The sequence below is a fragment of the Pseudoduganella rivuli genome (genome assembly GCF_009674485.1).
Lineage (GTDB): Bacteria > Pseudomonadota > Gammaproteobacteria > Burkholderiales > Burkholderiaceae_D > Rugamonas > Rugamonas rivuli_B.
Map to the genome: position 1 here is coordinate 1 of NZ_WKJJ01000029.1, position 19,125 is coordinate 19,125.

The 19,125-nt window shown below is 62.9% G+C and carries 13 protein-coding genes; 4 read left to right on the forward strand and 9 right to left on the reverse strand.

What is annotated here, in order from left to right; genetic code table 11:
• Positions 1 to 213 (forward strand): hypothetical protein (locus GJ700_RS35770; RefSeq protein ID WP_229507350.1); only part of this gene is annotated, 213 nt, incomplete at its 5' end.
• A gap of 150 nt (positions 214 to 363) precedes the next feature.
• Positions 364 to 2,091: a methyl-accepting chemotaxis protein gene (locus GJ700_RS31280; RefSeq protein WP_154381488.1), complete on the forward strand. Its 1,728-nt coding sequence runs from the start codon at positions 364 to 366 to the stop codon at positions 2,089 to 2,091.
• A 405-nt stretch (positions 2,092 to 2,496) separates the two neighbouring features.
• Here the strand turns inward: GJ700_RS31280 and GJ700_RS31285 are convergent, their stop codons facing one another.
• The 3 genes from GJ700_RS31285 to GJ700_RS31295 form a co-directional block, all read right to left on the reverse strand.
• Positions 2,497 to 3,270 (reverse strand): ferredoxin--NADP reductase, encoded by a 774-nt coding sequence (locus tag GJ700_RS31285; protein ID WP_154381490.1) that lies wholly within the window; start codon positions 3,268 to 3,270, stop codon positions 2,497 to 2,499.
• A 242-nt stretch (positions 3,271 to 3,512) separates the two neighbouring features.
• Positions 3,513 to 4,283, reverse strand: a complete 771-nt coding sequence (locus GJ700_RS31290; RefSeq protein WP_154381492.1) for a substrate-binding periplasmic protein — start codon at positions 4,281 to 4,283, stop codon at positions 3,513 to 3,515.
• The gene (locus GJ700_RS31295; RefSeq protein ID WP_154381494.1) at positions 4,280 to 6,586 is read right to left on the reverse strand and encodes a TonB-dependent receptor; all 2,307 of its coding nucleotides are present in this window, start codon (positions 6,584 to 6,586) and stop codon (positions 4,280 to 4,282) included. Before GJ700_RS31295 ends, GJ700_RS31290 begins: the two co-directional genes overlap by 4 nt.
• Before the next feature lie 375 nt (positions 6,587 to 6,961).
• Here GJ700_RS31295 and GJ700_RS31300 point away from each other — a divergent pair, with 375 nt between their 5' ends.
• Both GJ700_RS31300 and GJ700_RS31305 read left to right on the forward strand, forming a co-directional pair.
• Positions 6,962 to 10,111 carry a TonB-dependent receptor gene (locus GJ700_RS31300; protein ID WP_371868216.1) on the forward strand — a complete coding sequence of 1,050 codons (3,150 nt, stop codon included), beginning with the start codon at positions 6,962 to 6,964 and terminating at the stop codon, positions 10,109 to 10,111.
• A 60-nt stretch (positions 10,112 to 10,171) separates the two neighbouring features.
• Positions 10,172 to 12,166, forward strand: a complete 1,995-nt coding sequence (locus GJ700_RS31305; protein ID WP_154381496.1) for a family 43 glycosylhydrolase — start codon at positions 10,172 to 10,174, stop codon at positions 12,164 to 12,166.
• A 15-nt stretch (positions 12,167 to 12,181) separates the two neighbouring features.
• On the opposite strand, the gene GJ700_RS31310 is transcribed toward GJ700_RS31305, so the two are convergent.
• Genes GJ700_RS31310 through GJ700_RS31335 form a run of 6 tightly spaced genes read right to left on the reverse strand, consistent with a single transcriptional unit; the run spans position 12,182 to position 19,046 of the window.
• Positions 12,182 to 13,561, reverse strand: a complete 1,380-nt coding sequence (locus GJ700_RS31310; protein WP_154381498.1) for an FGGY-family carbohydrate kinase — start codon at positions 13,559 to 13,561, stop codon at positions 12,182 to 12,184.
• Positions 13,558 to 14,610: an ABC transporter permease gene (locus GJ700_RS31315; protein WP_154381500.1), complete on the reverse strand. Its 1,053-nt coding sequence runs from the start codon at positions 14,608 to 14,610 to the stop codon at positions 13,558 to 13,560. The genes GJ700_RS31310 and GJ700_RS31315 overlap by 4 nt, the downstream gene beginning before the upstream one ends.
• The gene (locus GJ700_RS31320) at positions 14,610 to 15,602 is read right to left on the reverse strand and encodes an ABC transporter permease (RefSeq protein WP_154381502.1); all 993 of its coding nucleotides are present in this window, start codon (positions 15,600 to 15,602) and stop codon (positions 14,610 to 14,612) included. Before GJ700_RS31320 ends, GJ700_RS31315 begins: the two co-directional genes overlap by 1 nt.
• Positions 15,602 to 17,128, reverse strand: coding sequence for a sugar ABC transporter ATP-binding protein (locus GJ700_RS31325; protein ID WP_154381504.1), 1,527 nt, complete (start codon positions 17,126 to 17,128; stop codon positions 15,602 to 15,604). The genes GJ700_RS31320 and GJ700_RS31325 overlap by 1 nt, the downstream gene beginning before the upstream one ends.
• A gap of 11 nt (positions 17,129 to 17,139) precedes the next feature.
• Complete coding sequence (gene rhaS / locus GJ700_RS31330; RefSeq protein ID WP_229507351.1) at positions 17,140 to 18,183, reverse strand: rhamnose ABC transporter substrate-binding protein; 1,044 nt, start codon at positions 18,181 to 18,183, stop codon at positions 17,140 to 17,142.
• Complete coding sequence (locus GJ700_RS31335; RefSeq protein ID WP_154381506.1) at positions 18,180 to 19,046, reverse strand: DeoR/GlpR family DNA-binding transcription regulator; 867 nt, start codon at positions 19,044 to 19,046, stop codon at positions 18,180 to 18,182. Before GJ700_RS31335 ends, rhaS begins: the two co-directional genes overlap by 4 nt.
• Positions 19,047 to 19,125: the final 79 nt, after the last annotated feature.

Genomic DNA, 19,125 nt, shown 5'->3' on the forward strand with positions numbered 1-19,125 from the left:
TGCCATGAGAGCAGTGGTTTAGTTTTTGGGTTTGGTCGCACAAACACAATAACTCTTCCTTACTGCTCTCTTGCGTTTACGGCATGCTCATCCCGGCAATCCGTGAAGAACCAAAAAAAAGCCCGCTTCGGTAGCGGGCTGAATCCAATTCTAAGAGAGTTGGAGGAGACAGGTGTAATGATGCTGCATTGCGGGATATTTATCCAATTTTAAATTCGCATAGTGGATATTAAAATGGTGAATATCGTTAAAAACAGGCAACAGGGATGCATGTTTAGTCGTATCGTGCTGGACCACTATCAAAAGTGGAGCTACTGTTATTGACGGATATCCCGTAAGTTCACCATCGTGACGGAGGCCGCCATGCGCCATTTGTCCATCAAGCAAGCTTTCACTGCAACCTTTCTGCTGGCCCTGGTTCTGGCCGCGCTGACCCTGTGGGCGCTGCTGCGCGTGTCCGATAAACAAGCCGCCGCCACCAGCGCCAGCCAGGCGCGCTACCAGTCTTATTTGCTGGCGGACGAACTGCGGCAAAGTTCCGACGATTTGACGCGGCTGGCCCGCACGTACGTGGTGTCCGGCGATGCCGCCTATGAGCGCCAGTACATGGATATCCTCGACATCCGCAACGGCAAGAAGCCCCGTCCGGAACACTATGAGCGGATTTACTGGGACTTTGTGGCGGGCGGCTTGCCGGTGCCGCCATCGAGCGGCCAGACCGTGGCCTTGCAGGATTTGATGAAGCAGGCCGGATTCACCGACCAGGAGTTCGCCAAGCTGAAACAGGCGCAGGCCAACTCGGACGGGCTGGTGAAAACCGAAGTCATTGCCATGAACGCCGTCAAGGGCTTGTTTGACGATGGCAAAGGCAACTTTACCCGCAAGGATGCGCCGGACATGGAGATGGCGCGGCGCATCATGCACGATGCGACCTATCACCAGAACAAGGCCCGCATCATGCAGCCGCTCAATGAATTCCTGGTGCTGCTCGATAACCGCACGGCGGCGGCCGTGGCGCAGGCGGAACAGGACACCCGCACCGCCTTTGCGCTGGCCGTTACCCTGCTGGCGCTGTCGGTCGGCGGCACGCTGCTGTGCCTGCAACTGGTCTACCGCTATATCCAGCGCAACCTGGCCAGCGCCACGTCGGCGGCGGAAAAGATTGCCGAGGGCGATTTGACGGAAGAGATCAGCGTCGCCCACCACGATGAAGTTGGCATCCTGATGCAAGCCATTGCCACCATTAACGGCAACCTGGCGGGCATGATCGGCAAGATCCACGAGAGCACCGATGAAATGGCGGTGGCAACCGGTGAAGTCGCCAAGGGCAATGCCGACCTGTCGGCGCGTACGGAATCGCAAGCCAGTTCGCTGCAACAGACGGCCAGTTCGATGGAGTCGCTGACGCACACGGTGCAGCGCAACGCCACCGACGCCACTGAAGCGAACCGGCTGGCCGCCACCGCATCGACCATTGCCGCGCAAGGGGGCGACGTGGTGTCCCAGGTGATCAGCACGATGGGCGCCATCCGCGAGAGCTCCACCCGTATTGGCAACATCACCAGCGTGATCGATGGCATCGCGTTCCAGACCAACATCCTGGCGCTGAACGCGGCGGTGGAGGCGGCCCGTGCCGGCGAACAGGGCCGGGGCTTCGCCGTGGTGGCCTCCGAGGTGCGGTCGCTGGCCCAGCGCAGCGCGGCGGCGGCCAAGGAAATCAAGGAACTCATCGGCGACTCCAGCGGACGGGTGGAAGCGGGCGCGCGGATGGTCGATGAAGCAGGCAAGACCATGGCGCAAATCGTGCTGGCGGTGCGCCAGCTGGAAGGCATCATGGCTGGGATCACCAACGCCAGTGCGGAACAAAGCACGGGCATCCAGGAAGTCAACCGGGCTGTCACGCAAATGGACGCCATCACACAGCAAAATGCCGCGCTGGTCGAGCAGGCTGCCGCTGCGGCGGAAAGCTTGCGGGAACAGGCGCAAGGCCTGGCCCGCGCAGTCAGCACTTTCCGACTGCGCGGCGAGGGGAGCGGCTACGCTACCGCATCGGCGGCTGCGCACAGCCGGCATCTGGCGCTGTCGCACTGAGCGGGGTTGCGCCGGTGGCGGGCAAAAAAAACCCGCCAGGCGGCGGGCCAAAGCCCTGTTCGGACTGAGGAGATAAACGGCGGACCGGATCGTATCGGGCGCACTGACGCGCAAACGCAAGGCGATTCTGGTCGGAATTCGGGGAAAGTCGCGCGAGCCGGGATTGGGGTCGCAGTGGATGCCGTGGCCGGCATTGCAACGCGATCTGGCGTTGCGGAAGAAAGTTGCGGTCAGAGTGGACCGTTAGAACACTGTAGCACAGGATCGGGCCTTGTGCGCCATTGGATGCGGCTAGTGCGTTTTGGCCACAGGTTGCAGGGTGCTAGCCGATGAACCTTGTGACAAGAAAAAACGCCAGGGCCGTTACGGGGCGCTGGCGTCCAGTGTTACCGCATGCGGCAACGCTTATTTTTCAGCGAATGCGCGCTCGATGACGAAGTCGCCCGGGGTCGACGTGTTGCCTTCGTTGAAACCGCGCGCTTCCAGCATTTCCTTCAGGTCGCGCAGCATGTCGGCGCTACCGCAGATCATGACGCGGTCGTCGTTCGGGTTCAGTTCCGGCACGCCCAGGTCGGCGAACAGCTTGCCGCTCTCGATCAGGTCCGTGATGCGGCCCGTGTTCTTGAATTCCTCGCGCGTCACGGTCGGGTAATAGCGCAGCTTGCTGGTGACCAGTTCGCCCAGGAATTCGTGGTTCGGCAAGTGCTCCACCAGCAAATCGTGGTACGCCAGTTCATCGACCTGACGGGTGCCATGCACGAGGATCAGTTGGTCGAACTTGTCGTAGATTTCCGGATCGCGCACGATCGACAGGAACGGCGCCAGGCCGGTACCTGTCGACAGCATGTACAGGCGTTTGCCTGGCAGCAGGTAGTCGGACACCAGCGTGCCGGTCGGCTTGCGGCCGACGATGACGGAATCGCCCACTTTCAAGTGTTGCAGGCGCGACGTCAGCGGACCGCCCGGTACCTTGATGCTGAAGAATTCCAGGTGGTCTTCATAGTTCGCGCTGGCGATCGAGTAAGCGCGCAGCAGCGGCTTGCCATCGATGCGCAGGCCGATCATCGTGAAGTGGCCATTCGAGAAGCGCAGGCCAGGGTCGCGCGTCGTCGTGAACGAAAACAGGGTATCGGTCCAGTGGTGCACGCTCAAGACGCGCTCTTCATTCATATTGCTCATGTATTCAATCCTGACTCAATGACAAGCACTGTCCATCCCCGGGAAACCGGGCCTGGCAACCTGCTGGGCTGGAATAACAGTGCGGGTTAATGCTGGTAACAACAATGACCGATATGTTAAGGCATTTGGCGGATTTTTGCCTGATAAACGGCCATATGGTTACCATTTAATAGGCATATGCATATATGGGAAGCTCATATATGGGGAACGGAGGTATAAAGAAGGCAGCCAAGGCAATGAATTCATGGCCGTGCCGGCACGTTCCGGCGCTCGTAACGGTCGATAATGCGGCGCGCCGTGCCATCGGCGCGCATCGTGTCGAGCGCCTTGTTGAGCTGCGCGACAACGCCGGTGGAAATGCCGGTCTGGCAAGCCATGTAGTGTTCGACTTCCTTGATCACGTACACCGGCTTGATGGCGCTGACGCCCATTTCCTCGGCCAGGATCTGGCCGCGCGCCATGCCGGTGGCCCACAATTGCACGCGGCCGTTGACGAGTTTTTTCACATTGGCGTGGTTATCGCCGGTCAGGTCCAGGGTCAGGCCCTGCGATTTCAGGAACACCGAGGGACCGTCGTCGATCAGGCCGCCGATGGAATAGCCAGCCGCGTCGCTGAGCCGTTGTATCGTGCCCGTAAAGTCGGCACGGGCGAACAGCACCCACTTGTTGCTGGACAGGGGGCCGACCCACGCGAACTGGTTTTCGCGGTCCGGCAGCCGTGTCACGGGGAATACACAGGTATCGGGCAAGGTATTGGCCATCATGTAGGCGCGGGCCCAGGGGTAGATCGCCACTGTCGGCGCCAGGTCGGCGCGCAGGAACGCTTCGGCCAGCAAGTCGGCGCTGACGCCGGCGATCTTGCCATGTTTGTCCGTGTAGGCAAACGGCGCATTTTCGCTGGAGACGATGGTGATGCCTGCCGTGGCCGGCATTGGCGCCAGCAGCAGCGGCAGCACCAACGCTGCCGCCAGGTGCGCAGCCCGGTGCGCCGCGGATGTCGCCGTAGGAATCAATATTCCGCCCGCAGACTCAGGCTGACCCGCCTCGGCGCGCCCTGGATGAAGTAATCAAAGCCGAAGCCCGCCAGGCTGATGGCATAGCTGTCGTATTGGCGATCGAGCACGTTGCTGACCTGCGCTATCAGCGTATACCGGTTGCTGCTGTCGGACAGGCTGGCGCGCGCATTGAGCAAGCCGTAGCCGGACTGGCCGATGCGCTGGTAGCCGGGCCTCCCGTTATAGGCGCTGTACCATTGGCGTCCCTGGGCGCTGCCGGCCAGGCCCAGTTCCAGCGTGCCGCCGTAGGCCATGCGGCTGCGGTAGTCGATGGCGGCATTGAACCTTGCCTTGGGGGCGGAAATCAGTTCATTGCCGTCGAGCCGGTCCGCGCCCAGCACCAGTTCCGTGTATTTCGTGTGCATCAGGTTGACGCCGGCCGTGGTTTTCCACGCATCCGAGGGCCGCCATTGCAGGTCCGCTTCGATGCCCCGGATATGCGCTTCGCCCGCGTTGAGCAGCATGGTCGAGGCGCCCACGACATTGATGAATTGCTGGTTGCGGTAGCGGTAGTCGTAGCCCGCCACGTTCAGGCGCAATTTGTGCGCAGGCCATTCCTGCTTGATGCCCGCTTCCAGCGCCGTGATGGTTTCCGGCCGCGTATAGCCCTGCTTGACGACAGTCCCGGGCGAATACACGAGGCCCGGATTGAAGGCGCCGCTGCGGAAGCCGTTCGACAGGCTGGCATACACCATTGCATTTTGCGTCAGGCGGTAATCGGCGCCCAGCTTGCCGGACCAGTTATGTTCGCGCTCCGTGCGGCGCGGGCCGGACGCCGTGGTGTACGGCCCGGTCAGGTAGCGCCCGCCGAGGCCCGGCGGCAGGAACGCCGCTTCGATGCCGCTGGCGTTGCCGGGGATCCAGCTGCCGACCGGGGCGCCCGCGGTACTGCGCTGTGAAATATTGATGTATTCCAGCTTGCTGCGGTCCGATGTGTAGCGCACGCCCGCATCGAAGCCCAGCTTGTCGCTGGCTTGCCAGCGGCCCTGGGCGTAGGCGGCGGCGCTGGCCGTCTGCGTCGTCATGCTGTGGTCGACCAGGCCGTAGGCATTGAGCATCGCGGCCAGCGCCGGGTCTTGCAGCTGCACCAGCGGCAGCGCCGTATCGAAGAAGCGGTAGGTATTGAACATGGCGCGCTGTTCGCGGTTCAGGTAGACGCCGGCGATCACGCTGAACGGGCTGTTCCAGTTCGATGCGACGCGTATATCCTGCGACAGCGCATGGCCGTCAAACCGCCAGTCCGGCTCGATCAGCGCCTGCGGGCTGCCGTCGCCGTCGGCCTCCAGCCGGTAGCGCGTGCGGTACCACGACGTCACGGCCGTCAACGTGTAGGGCCCGGCAGCATGGCGCAGGCGCGCGCTGGCCAGGTCCAGTTCCACCAGCGCGTGGCCCGCCTTGTTGATGGCCGTTTCCAGGTAATCCATGTCGGCCGGGCGGGTATATCCCGTCAGGCTGACGTTGCCGAGCCCCGGCACGGCAAAAATGCCTTCCATGCGTGGCGGATTGGTGCGGGGCGAGCTGCGGCTGTGCGTCAGCTTGACCAGGACATCGGTGGACGGCGCCAACTGGCCATTCAATGTCACGCGCGCCGCGTAGCGGTCGGCCTGCGCCATTGTGGGGCCGAGACGGTTCTTGATGTAACCGTGGTCGTGGTCCGCATCGAAGGCGGCGCGGATCGCCAGGACGCCCGGCGACAGCGCGGCTTCGCCGGCCAGGAACAGGCGCCGGGCGCCATAGTCGCCAATACCTGCCCGCACTTCGCCGGACGCCGGCGCATCGAGCGCCGGGCTGCGTGTGATCAGGTTGATGGCGCCGCCCGTGGTGTTCTTGCCGTACAGCGTGCCTTGCGGGCCTTTCAGCACTTCGATCCGGTCCAGGTCGAAGAAGGCCATGCCGTGCGTGGTGATGGCGCCCAGGTAGGCTTCATCGAGGTAGACGCCGATCGGGCTGGCTTCCGTGCTGTTGAAGTCGGACATCGACACGCCGCGCAGCGAAAACACCATTTGCACGCCGTTCGACGTCGACGCCTGCAAACCCGGCACTTGCTGGTCCAGTTCGTAGCTGCTGAGTACGCCGCTGCGTTCCAGTTCGCGGCCACTGAGCGCGGTGACGGACATCGGCACCTGCTGCACCGGTTCCGCGCGGCGCTGTGCCGTCACTTCGATCACTTCCATCGGTTGATCCGCGGCGATGGCGGGCATGGATGCCAGCACGGCGGCGCAGGCGAGGGTGGGGTGAAGCAGCGTGGCGTGTCGAAGCATGGAGCCTCCTGATACCTGAAACGGTATCACTGTACCAAATTAATTGATTGGCCGTGAAGCCCGCCAATGATCATCATACGCGCACTGGCTTGATCAGTCGGGACGGCGTCCATGCCGCATGCGCATTTCAAATAACGGTATAAATAATATACACCGATTGTGCGACGCAACAATGGACGAGGCAGGGCGATTTCAAAGCGCGCCCGCCGTTAAAGGGCTTCTGCTCAATTTGCGCAAGTCCGGCCGATTTGATCATCCTTGTGATTCTTTGGAAATACAGACCGAAAACCGCGCAGCGCTCACCTAGAATGCAATCTGAAAGCCGATCAAACAAAGGACAGGCCGATCAACGGCCGATCTTCGGAGGAGAGCATCGTGAGTCGTAACGTGATTGAAAATTGCAACAAATTCCGCCAGATTTCCCGCCCCAACGCGAAACTGCATGCGCTGGCCGCCGCAGCGGCGCTGCTGGCCATGCACACGGCAATGGCGCAGGAAACGGCAGCCGCCAAGCCTGCCGGCGCCGACAAGGCCGCGGAAAAACCAGTTGAATCCGTGATGGTGGTGGGCACGCGCAAATCCGTCGCGTCGGCCATCGACCGCAAGATCCGCAACGCCACCGTGTCCGATTCGCTGGTGGCGGAAGACATCAATCAATTCCCTGACAAGAACGTGGGTGAGGCGCTGTCGCGCATCACCGGCGTGCAGCTGACGCGCGATTTCGGCGAGGGTTCGCAGGTGGCGATCCGCGGTGTGGAACCGGACTTGAACCGCGTGGAAATCAATGGCATGTCGGTGCTGAGCACCAACGGCACGGCGGGCCGCGGCGCGGAATTGCGCGAACTGGCGTCGGAACTGATCGCGTCGATCGACGTCTACAAGGGCACCACGGCCGACATGACCGAAGGCGGCGTGGGCGGCACGGTCAGCATCAAGACCCGCAAGCCGCTCGATTTCAAGGAAACCACGATTGCCACCACGATTTCCGGAGAACAGGCGACCAGCCGGGGCGGTGTGCAGCCGCGCGCCAGCCTGCTGCTGGCCGACAAATTCCTCGAAGGCCGCCTGGGCCTGATGGCCAACATTGTCTACGACAAGGTGTACACGCAAAACGATTATGCGCGCAACACGTCGTGGCGCTTCCTGCGCGACTGGGATTTTTCGCCTGAAAAAACCGTCGTGAGCCGCGATGCGGCGCTGGCGGGCATCACCAGCAAGGCCGGTTGCGCGGGCCTGCCGGCCGCGCAGAAAACCGCGTGCGAAGCGCAGTGGAACGATTACTCGCCTGGCACGCCCCGCTACGGCATCTGGACCCGCGACCATGATCGCTCGTCCGCCGAACTGACGGCGCAATACAAATTCTCCAATGCGCTGACGGCGTACGTCAGCTACCAGGCCAATACGCAGGACGAACGCCTGAACGACCGCAACTTCGGCACGGACTTCGGCGCCACGACGCGCCTGTCGAACGCGGGAACCGCGCCGGTCTACAACCAGGCCACCGGCGTGCCCACCACGGCAGGCACATGCACGCCGGTGTCGGCCACCGCGACGCCGGCCGGCGTGGTGGTGAACAACCACTATGTGACGCAGTACACGGTCGGCAATTGCCTGAACGTGGCGGGCGTGGGCGGGCAGGGCGCATTTTCCACGTCGGCGCGCGACTTCGGGCTGAACGTGAAATCCCGCTACGCGTCGGGCGGCTTCAATTACCGCAAGGATGCGTGGGAAGTGGAAGGCTTGATTGCCAAGTCGTCATCGGACTACCAGAGCCAGTCGAACAATATCGTGCTGACGCAGAATGCGCCGGGCCTGAAAGTCACGCTGGACAGCCAGGGCTTGCCGCACTTCGACTTCCCTTCCGCGTATTCTCCGGACAGCGCCAGTTCCTATACGCAGGTACAACTGCAATACCGTCCATCGGCCACGAAGAATACGGAAGACCAGGCCAAGCTGGACTTCAAGTACCGCCTCGATAGCCCTTTCTTTACCAAGCTGTGGTTCGGCGCGCAAGGCCGCAAGGCCACCGCCAAGCAATATGGCGCCGGCGGCTACCTGGTCAGCAATGGCGATAATCTCACCAGCACGGCCGACGACATCACGGTGCCGACCGCCAACGTCAATCAGACCTTGATTTTCGATCCGCTGTTCACGGGTTCCGCGCAGCGCGCGGCGGACACGCAAAGCGCGTTGAACGCCAACTTCTCCACCAAATACACCAACGCGGCCGGCATGGCGGAGCTGATCAACAAGATCCGCGGCACGTCGCCCGGCACTTTCTTCAGCGGCTACGACAAGGTCGGCAACCTGCCGGCCAACTGGATGACGCCAAGCTACGCGGCCGCCGCGCCATTCTTCGACACCTCGCACTTCAATTACGGCAACCTGTACCAGGCGATGGGCACCGATGGCAAGGTGTACCCGCAGGTGCCGGCGTTTGGCGTCGATGAGCGCATCCAGTCCGGCTACCTGCGTGCGGACTGGGATACCGAAGTCGCCGGCTACGGCATCCAGGGTAACTTCGGCGTGCGCTATACCCGCACCCGCGACATTTCCACCGGCTTGAACCGCCTGCAGGTGCGCCGCGCATCGTCGGCGTCGGGCGGCTATTCCGACTATGTCGTGACCAATTCGATTGCATCGGTGGACAACCGCTACTCGGACATCCTGCCCAGCGCGAACGCGATGATGTGGCTGGTGCCGGACTTGTTCCTGGTCCGCCTGGGCTGGGGCAAGGTGATGGCCCGTCCGAAAATCGACTTGCTGGCGCCGAACGCCACCTGCACGGTCGGCAGCGGCAACCCGGCCTTCGGCGGCGACGGCACCGACGATTGCACGGCCGGCAACCCGGACTTGAAACCATTCCGCGCCACCAACACGGACCTGAGCCTGGAATACTACCCGTCGCAGGACAGCCAGGTCAGCGTGGGCCTGTTCAAGAAGGACATCAGCAGCTACATCATGGACAAGGTGCTGGTGAAGAACGTGGACTTGTTCAAGAACGGCACGCTGTTCGACGTCACGCAGCCGATCAATGGCAAGGGCGCCACCACCAAGGGTATCGAGTTGACCGCGCGCACCGCGTTCACGTTCCTGCCGGGCTGGCTGGGCGGTTTTGGCGGCGACGTCAACTACACCCGCATGACGTTCAAGTATGCGCCGGGCACCGAACGCCTGAACGTCCTGGATGGCACCGTGCTGCCGTATCCTGGCCTGTCGAAGAACAGCTACAACGTGGCGCTGTGGTATGACCAGGGCCCGATCAATGCACGCATCGCCTATAACTACCGTGACCGCTTCTTCACGGGTACCAACGACGTGTCGGGCAATCCGGTATTCATGGAAAAGAATGGCTTCCTGGACGCGAAAATCCAGTGGCGCTATAACAAGAACATCACGTTCTCGCTGGAAGGCAAGAACTTGACGGACCAGGCGCAGATCACGGACGCCGGCGACCTGTTCCGCGTGAATGAGCTGGCATGGTCCGGCCGACGTTATTTCTTCAGTGTGTCCATTAAAAACTAGAAAAGGAGATCTATGCATTACCGCCTGCACTCATCAGTTCGGCGGATCCGGCTGGTTGCCATGGCAGCGATGCTGCTGGCAGCCGGAGCCCTCGGGGGCTGCGCCTTGCAACAGGCCGCAGCCCCTTCGGCGTTGGTTCAACCGGTATCCGACGTTTCCTTTGCCAATCCCCTGGTGCGCCAGCGCGCCGATCCGCACGTGTCGCTGCACAGCGATGGTTATTACTACTACACGGCCACCGTGCCGGAGTATGACCGCATCGAAGTGCGCCGCGCGCGCTCACTCAATGAACTGGGGACGGCCAGGGCGCAGGTGGTATGGCGCAAACACGCCACCGGCGAGATGGGGGCGCATATCTGGGCGCCGGAAATGCATTTCGTCGACGGCAAGTGGTATATCTATTTCACGGCGGGACGGGCGGAAGCGCCATGGGAAATCCGGCTGTACGTATTGGAAAACAGCGCAGCCAACCCGCTGGAAGGGCAATGGGTGGAGCGCGGGCAGCTGAAGACCGGCTGGGAGAGTTTTTCGCTGGACGCCACCACGTTTACCGTCAAGGGCCAGCGTTACCTGGCTTGGACGCAAATCGCCGCCGGCGACAAAAAGGGAACGAATATTTACCTGGCGAAGATGGATACGCCCACGTCGATCGTGCAGCCAGCCGTGCTGGTGTCCAAACCGGAATACGCATGGGAAAAGGTGGGGCATGACGTCAACGAGGGGCCGGCCGCGCTGGTCAGCCATGGCCGCGTGTTCCTGACGTATTCGGCATCGGCCACGGATGCGAATTATTGCCTGGGCATGGTGACCGCCGATCAGGACGCGGACTTGCTGAATCCCGCATCGTGGCGCAAGTCCGCCGAGCCGGTCTTGCGCAGCAGCGTGGCCAACAGCCAGTATGGACCGGGCCACAATGCCTTTACCACGACGCCGGATGGCAAGACGGACATCCTGGTCTACCACGCGCGCAACTACCGCGACCTGGCGGGCGATCCGCTGAAGAATGCCGACCGGCATACGCGCGCGCAGGCCATCAGTTGGCGCCCTGACGGGACGCCGGACTTTGGCGTGCCGGTGGCGGATGCCGCGCGCTCGGCTTCCGGCAGTGTGGCGAACAAACCGCTGTTCCGCGACCCGGGCATGGATGGGGCGGCCGATCCGGTGCTGGTGTGGAATGCGCAGCGGGGCCGCTGGTGGATGTATTACACCAACCGGCGTGCTCGCATCAAGGACCCGGCGCCGATCGCATGGGTGCACGGCACGCATATCGGCATCGCGGAATCCGCCGACGGCGGGGCTTCGTGGTCGTACGTCGGCGAGGCCGACATCGAGCTGCCGCCGACGATGGGCGGCAAGGATGCGACGCACTGGGCGCCGGATGTCGTGCGGGGGGACGATGGCGTCTATCACATGTACCTGACGGTGGTGCCGGGCATCTTCACGGACTGGAACCATCCGCGCCATATCGTGCATTTGACCAGCACCGACATGCGCAACTGGCGCAACCCCGTCGAAGTCAAGCTGGGCTCGAAAAACGTCATCGACGCCAGCGTCGTGAAGCTGCCGGGCGGCGGCTGGCGCATGTGGTACAACAACGAGGTCGACAAGAAGGCGATCTGGTATGCCGACAGCCCCGACCTGACGACGTGGACCGACAAGGGCCGCGCCGTGACGGACCAGGCGGGAGAAGGACCGAAAGTCTTCCAGTGGAAAGGCAAGTGGTGGATGATCACGGACGTGTGGGATGGCCTCGGCGTCTACCGGTCCGATGACCTGTCGTCATGGAAGCGCCAGGACGGCAACCTGCTGAAAGGTGGCGGGTCCGGCCTGGACGACCAGGTGCAGGGCGGCCATCCGGATGTCGTGGTCAGCGGCGGCCGCGCTTACCTGTTCTACTTCACGCATCCCGACCGCCGCGGTCCCGACAAGGACAAGGACGGCCCGGAACAGCGGCGCAGCTCGATCCAGGTGACAGAACTGTTTGAAGACAACGGCAAACTGCGCGTCGAGCGCGACCAGCCGGTTGCCATTACGCTGTTTCCGCAAACACCGTAGGACCGGGGCGCGTGTCTAGCGCGGCAGTGCGGCGCGCCAGCGGCCGCGGTAGGCGTGCAAATCCGGCAAGTCTATCGGCGGCGCCACGGTGTTGGCGCCGCCGGGCTTGCTGCCCCAGTGCCGCAGCATCCATCCGCCCGATGTGGTGCCGCTGGTATCGGACGATACCTGCACCTGCTGGCCCATGCGCAGCGCCGCCAGCAATGGCGCGAAATGCGGATTGCCCGTGTAGCTGCCTTCCACGATCACCGGCCCCGTATCCGCCCCCAGCATGTCCAGGCAATAGTCGCTCATCAGTGCGCAGTACAGGCTCGCCAGCGCATAACGCTCCGTCGGCGATTGCGGTAGCGGCCCGTCGATCCGGCCAGTGTGCGCGGCAAACGGCCCGCCGGCGGCAAACGCGGGAATCGCCAACGTTCCCTGGTCGATGACGCGCGCGATATCGTCCGCCGTGCACGCGGCCGGCGCATCGCCGGCCAGCTCGCCGAATTCCCGTCCGCCCATGAAGCGCATGCACGCCACGGGATCGCCCAGCGCATTGACGTTGGCCAGCATGTCCGCTGCTTCCTTCAAACCATCGAGCGGCCGCCCCAGCGCCGCGGCGATCACCCAGGTGCCGGTGGACAGCACCGCGCGCGGCCCGGATTCAACGCCGCCAGCGGCGGGCAAATGCCGCAACAGCGAAGCATTGCTGTCATGGATGCCGCAGACAATCACGCATTCTTCGGACACGCCGGTCTGCCGCGCCAGCGCGGGTTTGATCGTGCCGAGGATGTCCCATGCATTGCGCATGGCGGGGAATTGCCCCTTCCAGCCCATCTTTTCCACCAGCGCCGAATATTGCCGGTGGCCCGGTTGCCACAAATCCGTATGGCAGCCCAGCGACGTGACTTCCGACGCGGCCACGCCCGACAGCAGCCAGGCCCAGTATTGCGGATACATGAGGATGTGTCGCGCCTGGGCGAATTGCGCCGGATATGCGGTGGCCAGCCAGTGCAATTGCCGCCCCAGGTTCAGGCCGGCCGGCAGGGCCGGCGACAGCGTGGCGGCAAAGTCCGGACGCACCGCGTCGTAATGCGCGCCGCCGCCCGGCAGCGCGTATTCATAATCGGGCACCGGCAACACCAGGCCCTTGTCATCGACCAGCGCCGCCGTGGCGCCGTGCGTGACCGGCACGATGGCCGTGATGCGCGCCTGCGATGCAAAGCCGCGCAGGGTGGCCAGCAGCCAGCCCCGGATGCCTTCCGTATCGTGGTGCGGATACGGACCATCGGTGGCGATGGTATTGGCCCGCCGCGCTTCGCCGATCACCGCGCCTTCCGCGTCCAGCAACACCAGCTTGACATTGGTCTTGCCGATATCGAGGATGGCCGTGGCTTCCTTCAAGCCCGTCATTTCGCCACCTTCTTGCCGGCCAGCAGGCGGGGAATGGCGATGGTGGCCAGTAACAGCAAGCCCACGACGATCGTCATGTAGATGCCCGGCACATTGGCCAGCGACAGCCCATAGGTGAGGGCGCCCAGCGTCAGCACCGACAGCATGACGCCGGCAATGGTGCCGGTGCCGCCGGCGATACCCACGCCGCCAAGAATCACCATGGTGATGGCTTCCAGTTCCCAGCCCATCGCGATATTCGGACGCGTGCTGCCGATACGGCCCGTCAGCAGCCACGCGGCGATGCCTGCCATGGCGCCCGTCAGCACGAACAGCGCCAGGCGGTAGCGGTCCACGGCAATGCCGGAAAAGCGCGCCGCGTCCGGGTTGTTGCCGATGGCGTACATGCGGCGGCCCCACGTGGTGGCGTGCAGGATGAAGGCAAACAGCGCGGCAAACACCAGCAGCACGACGAATTCACGGGGAATCACATCGAAGAAATACCCCTGGCCCCAGTCCATCATGACTTGCGGGTAACCGGTGAATGCCTTGTCGCCCAGCACCACGCTGGCCAGGCCACGGTACAGCGACACGGCGCCGATCGTCACGACGATCGACGGCAGCGCATGGACCGTCACCAGGTAACCGTTCAGGAAGCCGCATGCGGCGCCGGTGGCGATCCCGACCACCAACAGGCTTTCCGGCGGCCAGCCCGCATTCATGGCCAGGCCCATGGCGACGGACGCCAGCGCCAGGATGCCGGACACGGAGATGTCGATTTCGCGGCAAATGATCAACAATGCCATCGGCAAGGCCAAGAGCGCCTTTTCACTGAAGTTGAAGGTGCCGTCCGCCAGGTTGTAGGGATCGAGGAAGGCCGGCAGCAATGCGCCATTGACGGCGAAGACCAGGGCCAGCATCAGCACCAGCAGCGCTTCTCGGCGCGCCAGCACGGATTTCAACGTGGTGGGCGCCTTGTCCAGCACCGTGTAGCGGGACGTGTGCTGCGCGGCGTCGGCCGGCGACGGAGGCACGGCGGCGGTCGGGATGGCGGAAAGTGGTGCATTCATTAAACGTGGCTCCCGGTTTGAATCTGGTGCAGCGGCAGGATCTGGCGTCCGCCTTGTTTATTACCCCGTGCATTGATCAGCACGGCCGCGAGGATGACGAGGCCCGTCAGTGCGCTTTGCCAGAACGGCGACACTTTGACGACAGGCAGCGCATTGCCGATCACGCCGAGGAACAGCGATCCCAGCACCGCGCCCGCCACAGTGCCGGCGCCGCCCGCGATGCTGATGCCGCCGATCACGCAGGCGGCAATCACGGTGAACTCGAAGCCATAGGCGATTTCCGTGTAGGCCACCGCATAGCGCGCCACCCACAGGTAGCCCGCCAGGCCGGCCACCATGCCGGAAATGCCATACGTCCAGAACAGGCGCTGCGCCATCGGGATACCGACATAGCGGGCCGACGCAGGGGCATTGCCGATCGCGTACAGGTCGCGGCCAAAGCGCGTGTGGCGGGTGCCGTACCAGCACGCCAGCACGACCAGTGCGGCAATCCATACCAGGTGCGTCGCACCCAGCAAGGTATCGAGGGGGAAGGCAATGAAATTGGCCGGCATCTGGTGCGAATTGACCCAGGCGCCGCCGGACAGCACGAACACCAGGCCCCGGTAGACGCTCATCGTGCCCAGGGTGACGACGATGGGCGGCAAATCCAGGTAGCCGATCAGCGCGCCGTTCACTAAGCCCAGCAGCAGCCCCGCCACGGTGGCGGCCAGCATCACGACCGCCAGCGGTAAATCCGGATGCGTTGACGCCAGCATGGCGGCAATCATGCCGCACAGCGCCAGCGTCGACGCCACCGACAAATCAATGCCGCGCGTGACGATCACCAGCATTTGCGCCAGCGCCAGCATGATCAGGAGGGTGCTGTCGGTCAGCACGTTGCCCAGGCTGGCGGGCGACACGAACACCGGCGCGCGTAAGCCCACCAGCACGATCAACAACACGACCATCAGCGCCAGGATGGCTTCGCGCTGTTTCAATACATTTTTCATTACGCAGCTTCCTTTGCATCGGCGAGGCCGGAGGCCGCCGCCACCACGGATTCCGGCGTGGCTTCCTGCCGGGAGAATTCACGCACCATGCGGCCGTGGTGCATCACGATCACCCGGTCCGACAGGCCCAGCACTTCAGGCAATTCGGACGACACGAGGATCACGGATAAACCCTGTTCCACCAGCCGGCTGATGAAGCGGTGCACGGCCGCCTTGGAACCGATATCGATGCCCTTGGTCGGTTCATCGAGGATGATGACCTTGGGTTGCGTGGCAAGCCACTTGCCCAGCACTACCTTTTGCTGGTTGCCGCCGGACAGTTCCGACACGTTTTGCATCAGGTGGTGCGCCTTCAGTTCCAGCTGTTCCGCATAATGGCGGGCCAGCGTGGCTTCCTGCGGACGCTTCCTGCGCAGGAAAAAGCCCAGGCGGCTCAATACCGGCAACGTCATGTTGTGCAGGATCGGCAGCGACAGGTGCGCGCCGTGGTGCTGGCGGTCTTCCGGCACGTAGGCGATACCGTGGCGGACCGCGTCGTCCGGGCACGTGATACGGACCGGCACGCCATCGATCTTCACCGCGCCGCGCACGTTCGCCGTCAGGCCGAACAGCGCCTGCATGACTTCCGAACGGCCCGCGCCCACCAAACCGTAGAAACCCAGGATTTCCCCCTTGCGCAGCCGGAAGCTGACGTTGTCGAATTCCGTCGGGTGGCAAAAACCGTCGATTTCCAGCAAGGTGGCGCCGGGCGTGACATCGGCTTTTGGATACGCCTGGTGCACGGCGCGGCCGACCATCAGGGCCACCAGTTCCGGTTCCGAGATGTCGGAAAGCAGCCCGTCGGCCACGAACTGGCCGTCGCGCAGCACCGTGTAGCGGTCCGCCACCGTGAAAATTTCATCGAATTTGTGGGAAATGAAGATGATCGCCGTACCGGCCGCCTTCAGTTGGCCGATGATGCGGTACAGTTCCACGATTTCCCGCTGCGACAGCGATGCGGTGGGCTCGTCGAGGATGACGACTTTCGCGTCCTGCGACAGCGCGCGGGCGATTTCCACGAAATGGCGCTGGGCGACCGACAAATCCCGCACGCGGGCCCGCACGGGAATCGCCACTTCGAGCCGCGCAAACAGCTTTTCCGCTTCGTCTTCGATGCGCTTCCAGTCGATGCGCCCGGCTTTGCCGGTGCAAGGCTGGCGGCCGACAAATATGTTTTCCGCCACCGTCAGCTCGTCGAACATGACGGTTTCCTGGTGCACGGCCGTGATCCCGGCCAGCATGGCTTGCTGGGGACCGTGGAACGTCACCGGCTGGCCTTCCAGCAGGATGCTGCCGCCGTCCGGCTGGTAAATGCCGGTGAGGGTTTTCACCAGGGTGGATTTGCCGGCGCCGTTTTCGCCCAGCAGCGCCATGACTTCGCCGGCGCGCACTGTGAGCGCTACCTCGTTGAGCGCGACGATGCCGGCAAAGCGCTTGCAAATGGCGCGCATTTCCAGCACCGGCGCACCCGTGTTGTTCACTTGCATACGGCGTCCTGTCAGAAAATCCTGGAGAACTGCTCGACGTTCTCCTTGTTGTAGACGAACGGCGCCGCCATCGCGGCTTCGCCCTTGGCATCGATGGCAATCGTGCCCATGCGGCCGGCATTGATGGTGCCGCCCGCCTTGGCTTCCGGCGCGCCCTTGACGAACTGGTAGGCCGCATACGTGGCCGCATACCCCAGGTCGATCGGATTCCAGATCGCGAATTCGCGCACCGCGCCGCTTTTCACGTGGCCGGCCATTTCCGACGGCAAGCCCAGGCCCGTGACGAAGACCTTACCCACCAGTTTTTCGTCGACCACGGCCTTGCTGGCCGCATTGATGCCCACCGTGGTGGGGGCGATGATGGCTTTCAGGTTCGGGTTGCTGCGCAGCAGGCCGATGGCTTCGCGGTAGCTTTTATCGGACTGGTCGTCGCCATACACGGTGGCCACCAGTTTCAGTTTCGAGAATTCCGGTTTCGCGAGTTCGTCCTTCATGACGCCGATCCAGATGTTCTGGTTGGTGGCCTGCGCGGACGCGGACAGGATCGCAATTTCGCCGGCGCCGCCGATGGCGTCGGACGCCATTTGCAACTGCTTTTGCCCGATCAGTTGCGCATTCGACGGGTTCAGCTGCATCAGCCGGCCTTCCGGGGCCAAGCCGCTGTCGAACGACACCACCTTGATGCCCCGTTGCATGGCTTTCTTGGCAATCGGCACCAGCGCATTCGGATCGTTGGCCGAGATGACGATGGCGTTGACCTTCTGGCTGATCAGCGAATTGATGATCTCGATCTGGCCTTCGGCGGACGGCGTGGTGGGACCGGTATAAATGATTTCCACGTCCTTCAGTTGCGCGGCCGCTTCCTTGGCGCCCGTATGGGCCGCGTCGAAGAAGCCGTTGCCGAGGTTCTTCACCACCATGGCGATGCGGACTTTCTCAGGAGGCTTGCTGCAACCGGCTGTCAGCAGCAGGCCCGCTGCGATGGCGCCCGCGCCGATGGCCTTCAATGCGGTGCGGCGTGCCTTGCGGTTGTTCTGGTTGTTCTGATTATTCAATGTGCAGTCTCCGTCTGGAACATGGCGGGTTGGGTGAGGTCGTAAACATTAGGAAAAGGGGAGACGGCCGGTTGCGGCGGCAATTGCTCCGGCTCCACGGTCACGACTTTGATGCCCGACTGCTCCAGCAATTGCACTGCGGAATCCGACGCGTAAGTATCGGTGATCACCGTGGAAACGCGGTTCAGGCCGCACAGGATCAAGCCTGCCTTCTTGGCAAACTTGGAACTGTCGGCCAGCACGATCAATTCCTCGGCCTGGCTGATCAAACGCTTTTCCGCCTGGATCAGCAGCGGGTCCGCTTCCATCAATCCCAGCAGCGACAAGCCGTAGACGCTCATGAACATCTTGGCCGCGTAATGGTGTTGCGTGATGTCGTTGTCGAACGGGCTGAGGATGACGTTTTGCTCGCGGTAGACCTTGCCGCCAGGAACAATGATTTCATTTTCACTGGTGACCAGCAGCCGCTCGGCCATCAGGAAGGAATTGGTGAGGATTTTCAAGTGTTGGTCGACGAGGAATTCCGCCATCATGAACGTGGTGGTGCCGCCGTTGATGATGATGGTTTCGCCTTCGCGGCACATGCCGGCCGCATAGCGGGCAATGGCGCGCTTGCTTTCCGCATGGGCACGGATATTATTCTGGAATGATTCGCTGGTGAGGGGGAAACTGCGCTTTTTCTGCGGCAGGTTGGCGGCGCCGCCGCGGGTGCGGGTCAGCAGGTTGCGCGTGGCCAGCCAGCTGATGTCGCGCCGCACGGTGGCGGGCGATGCGTTGAGCCATTCGACCAGTTGCGGCACGGTGGCCGTTTCATGTTCGGCGAGCAGCTTCAACAAACGTTTACGGCGTTTGTGGTTTACCATTTTCGTCTCCTTTTGTTGTACCTACTCCAATATTCCCGCCGTGGTGCATGGCTGCGGAACATCTGGGTGATCGCTGTTG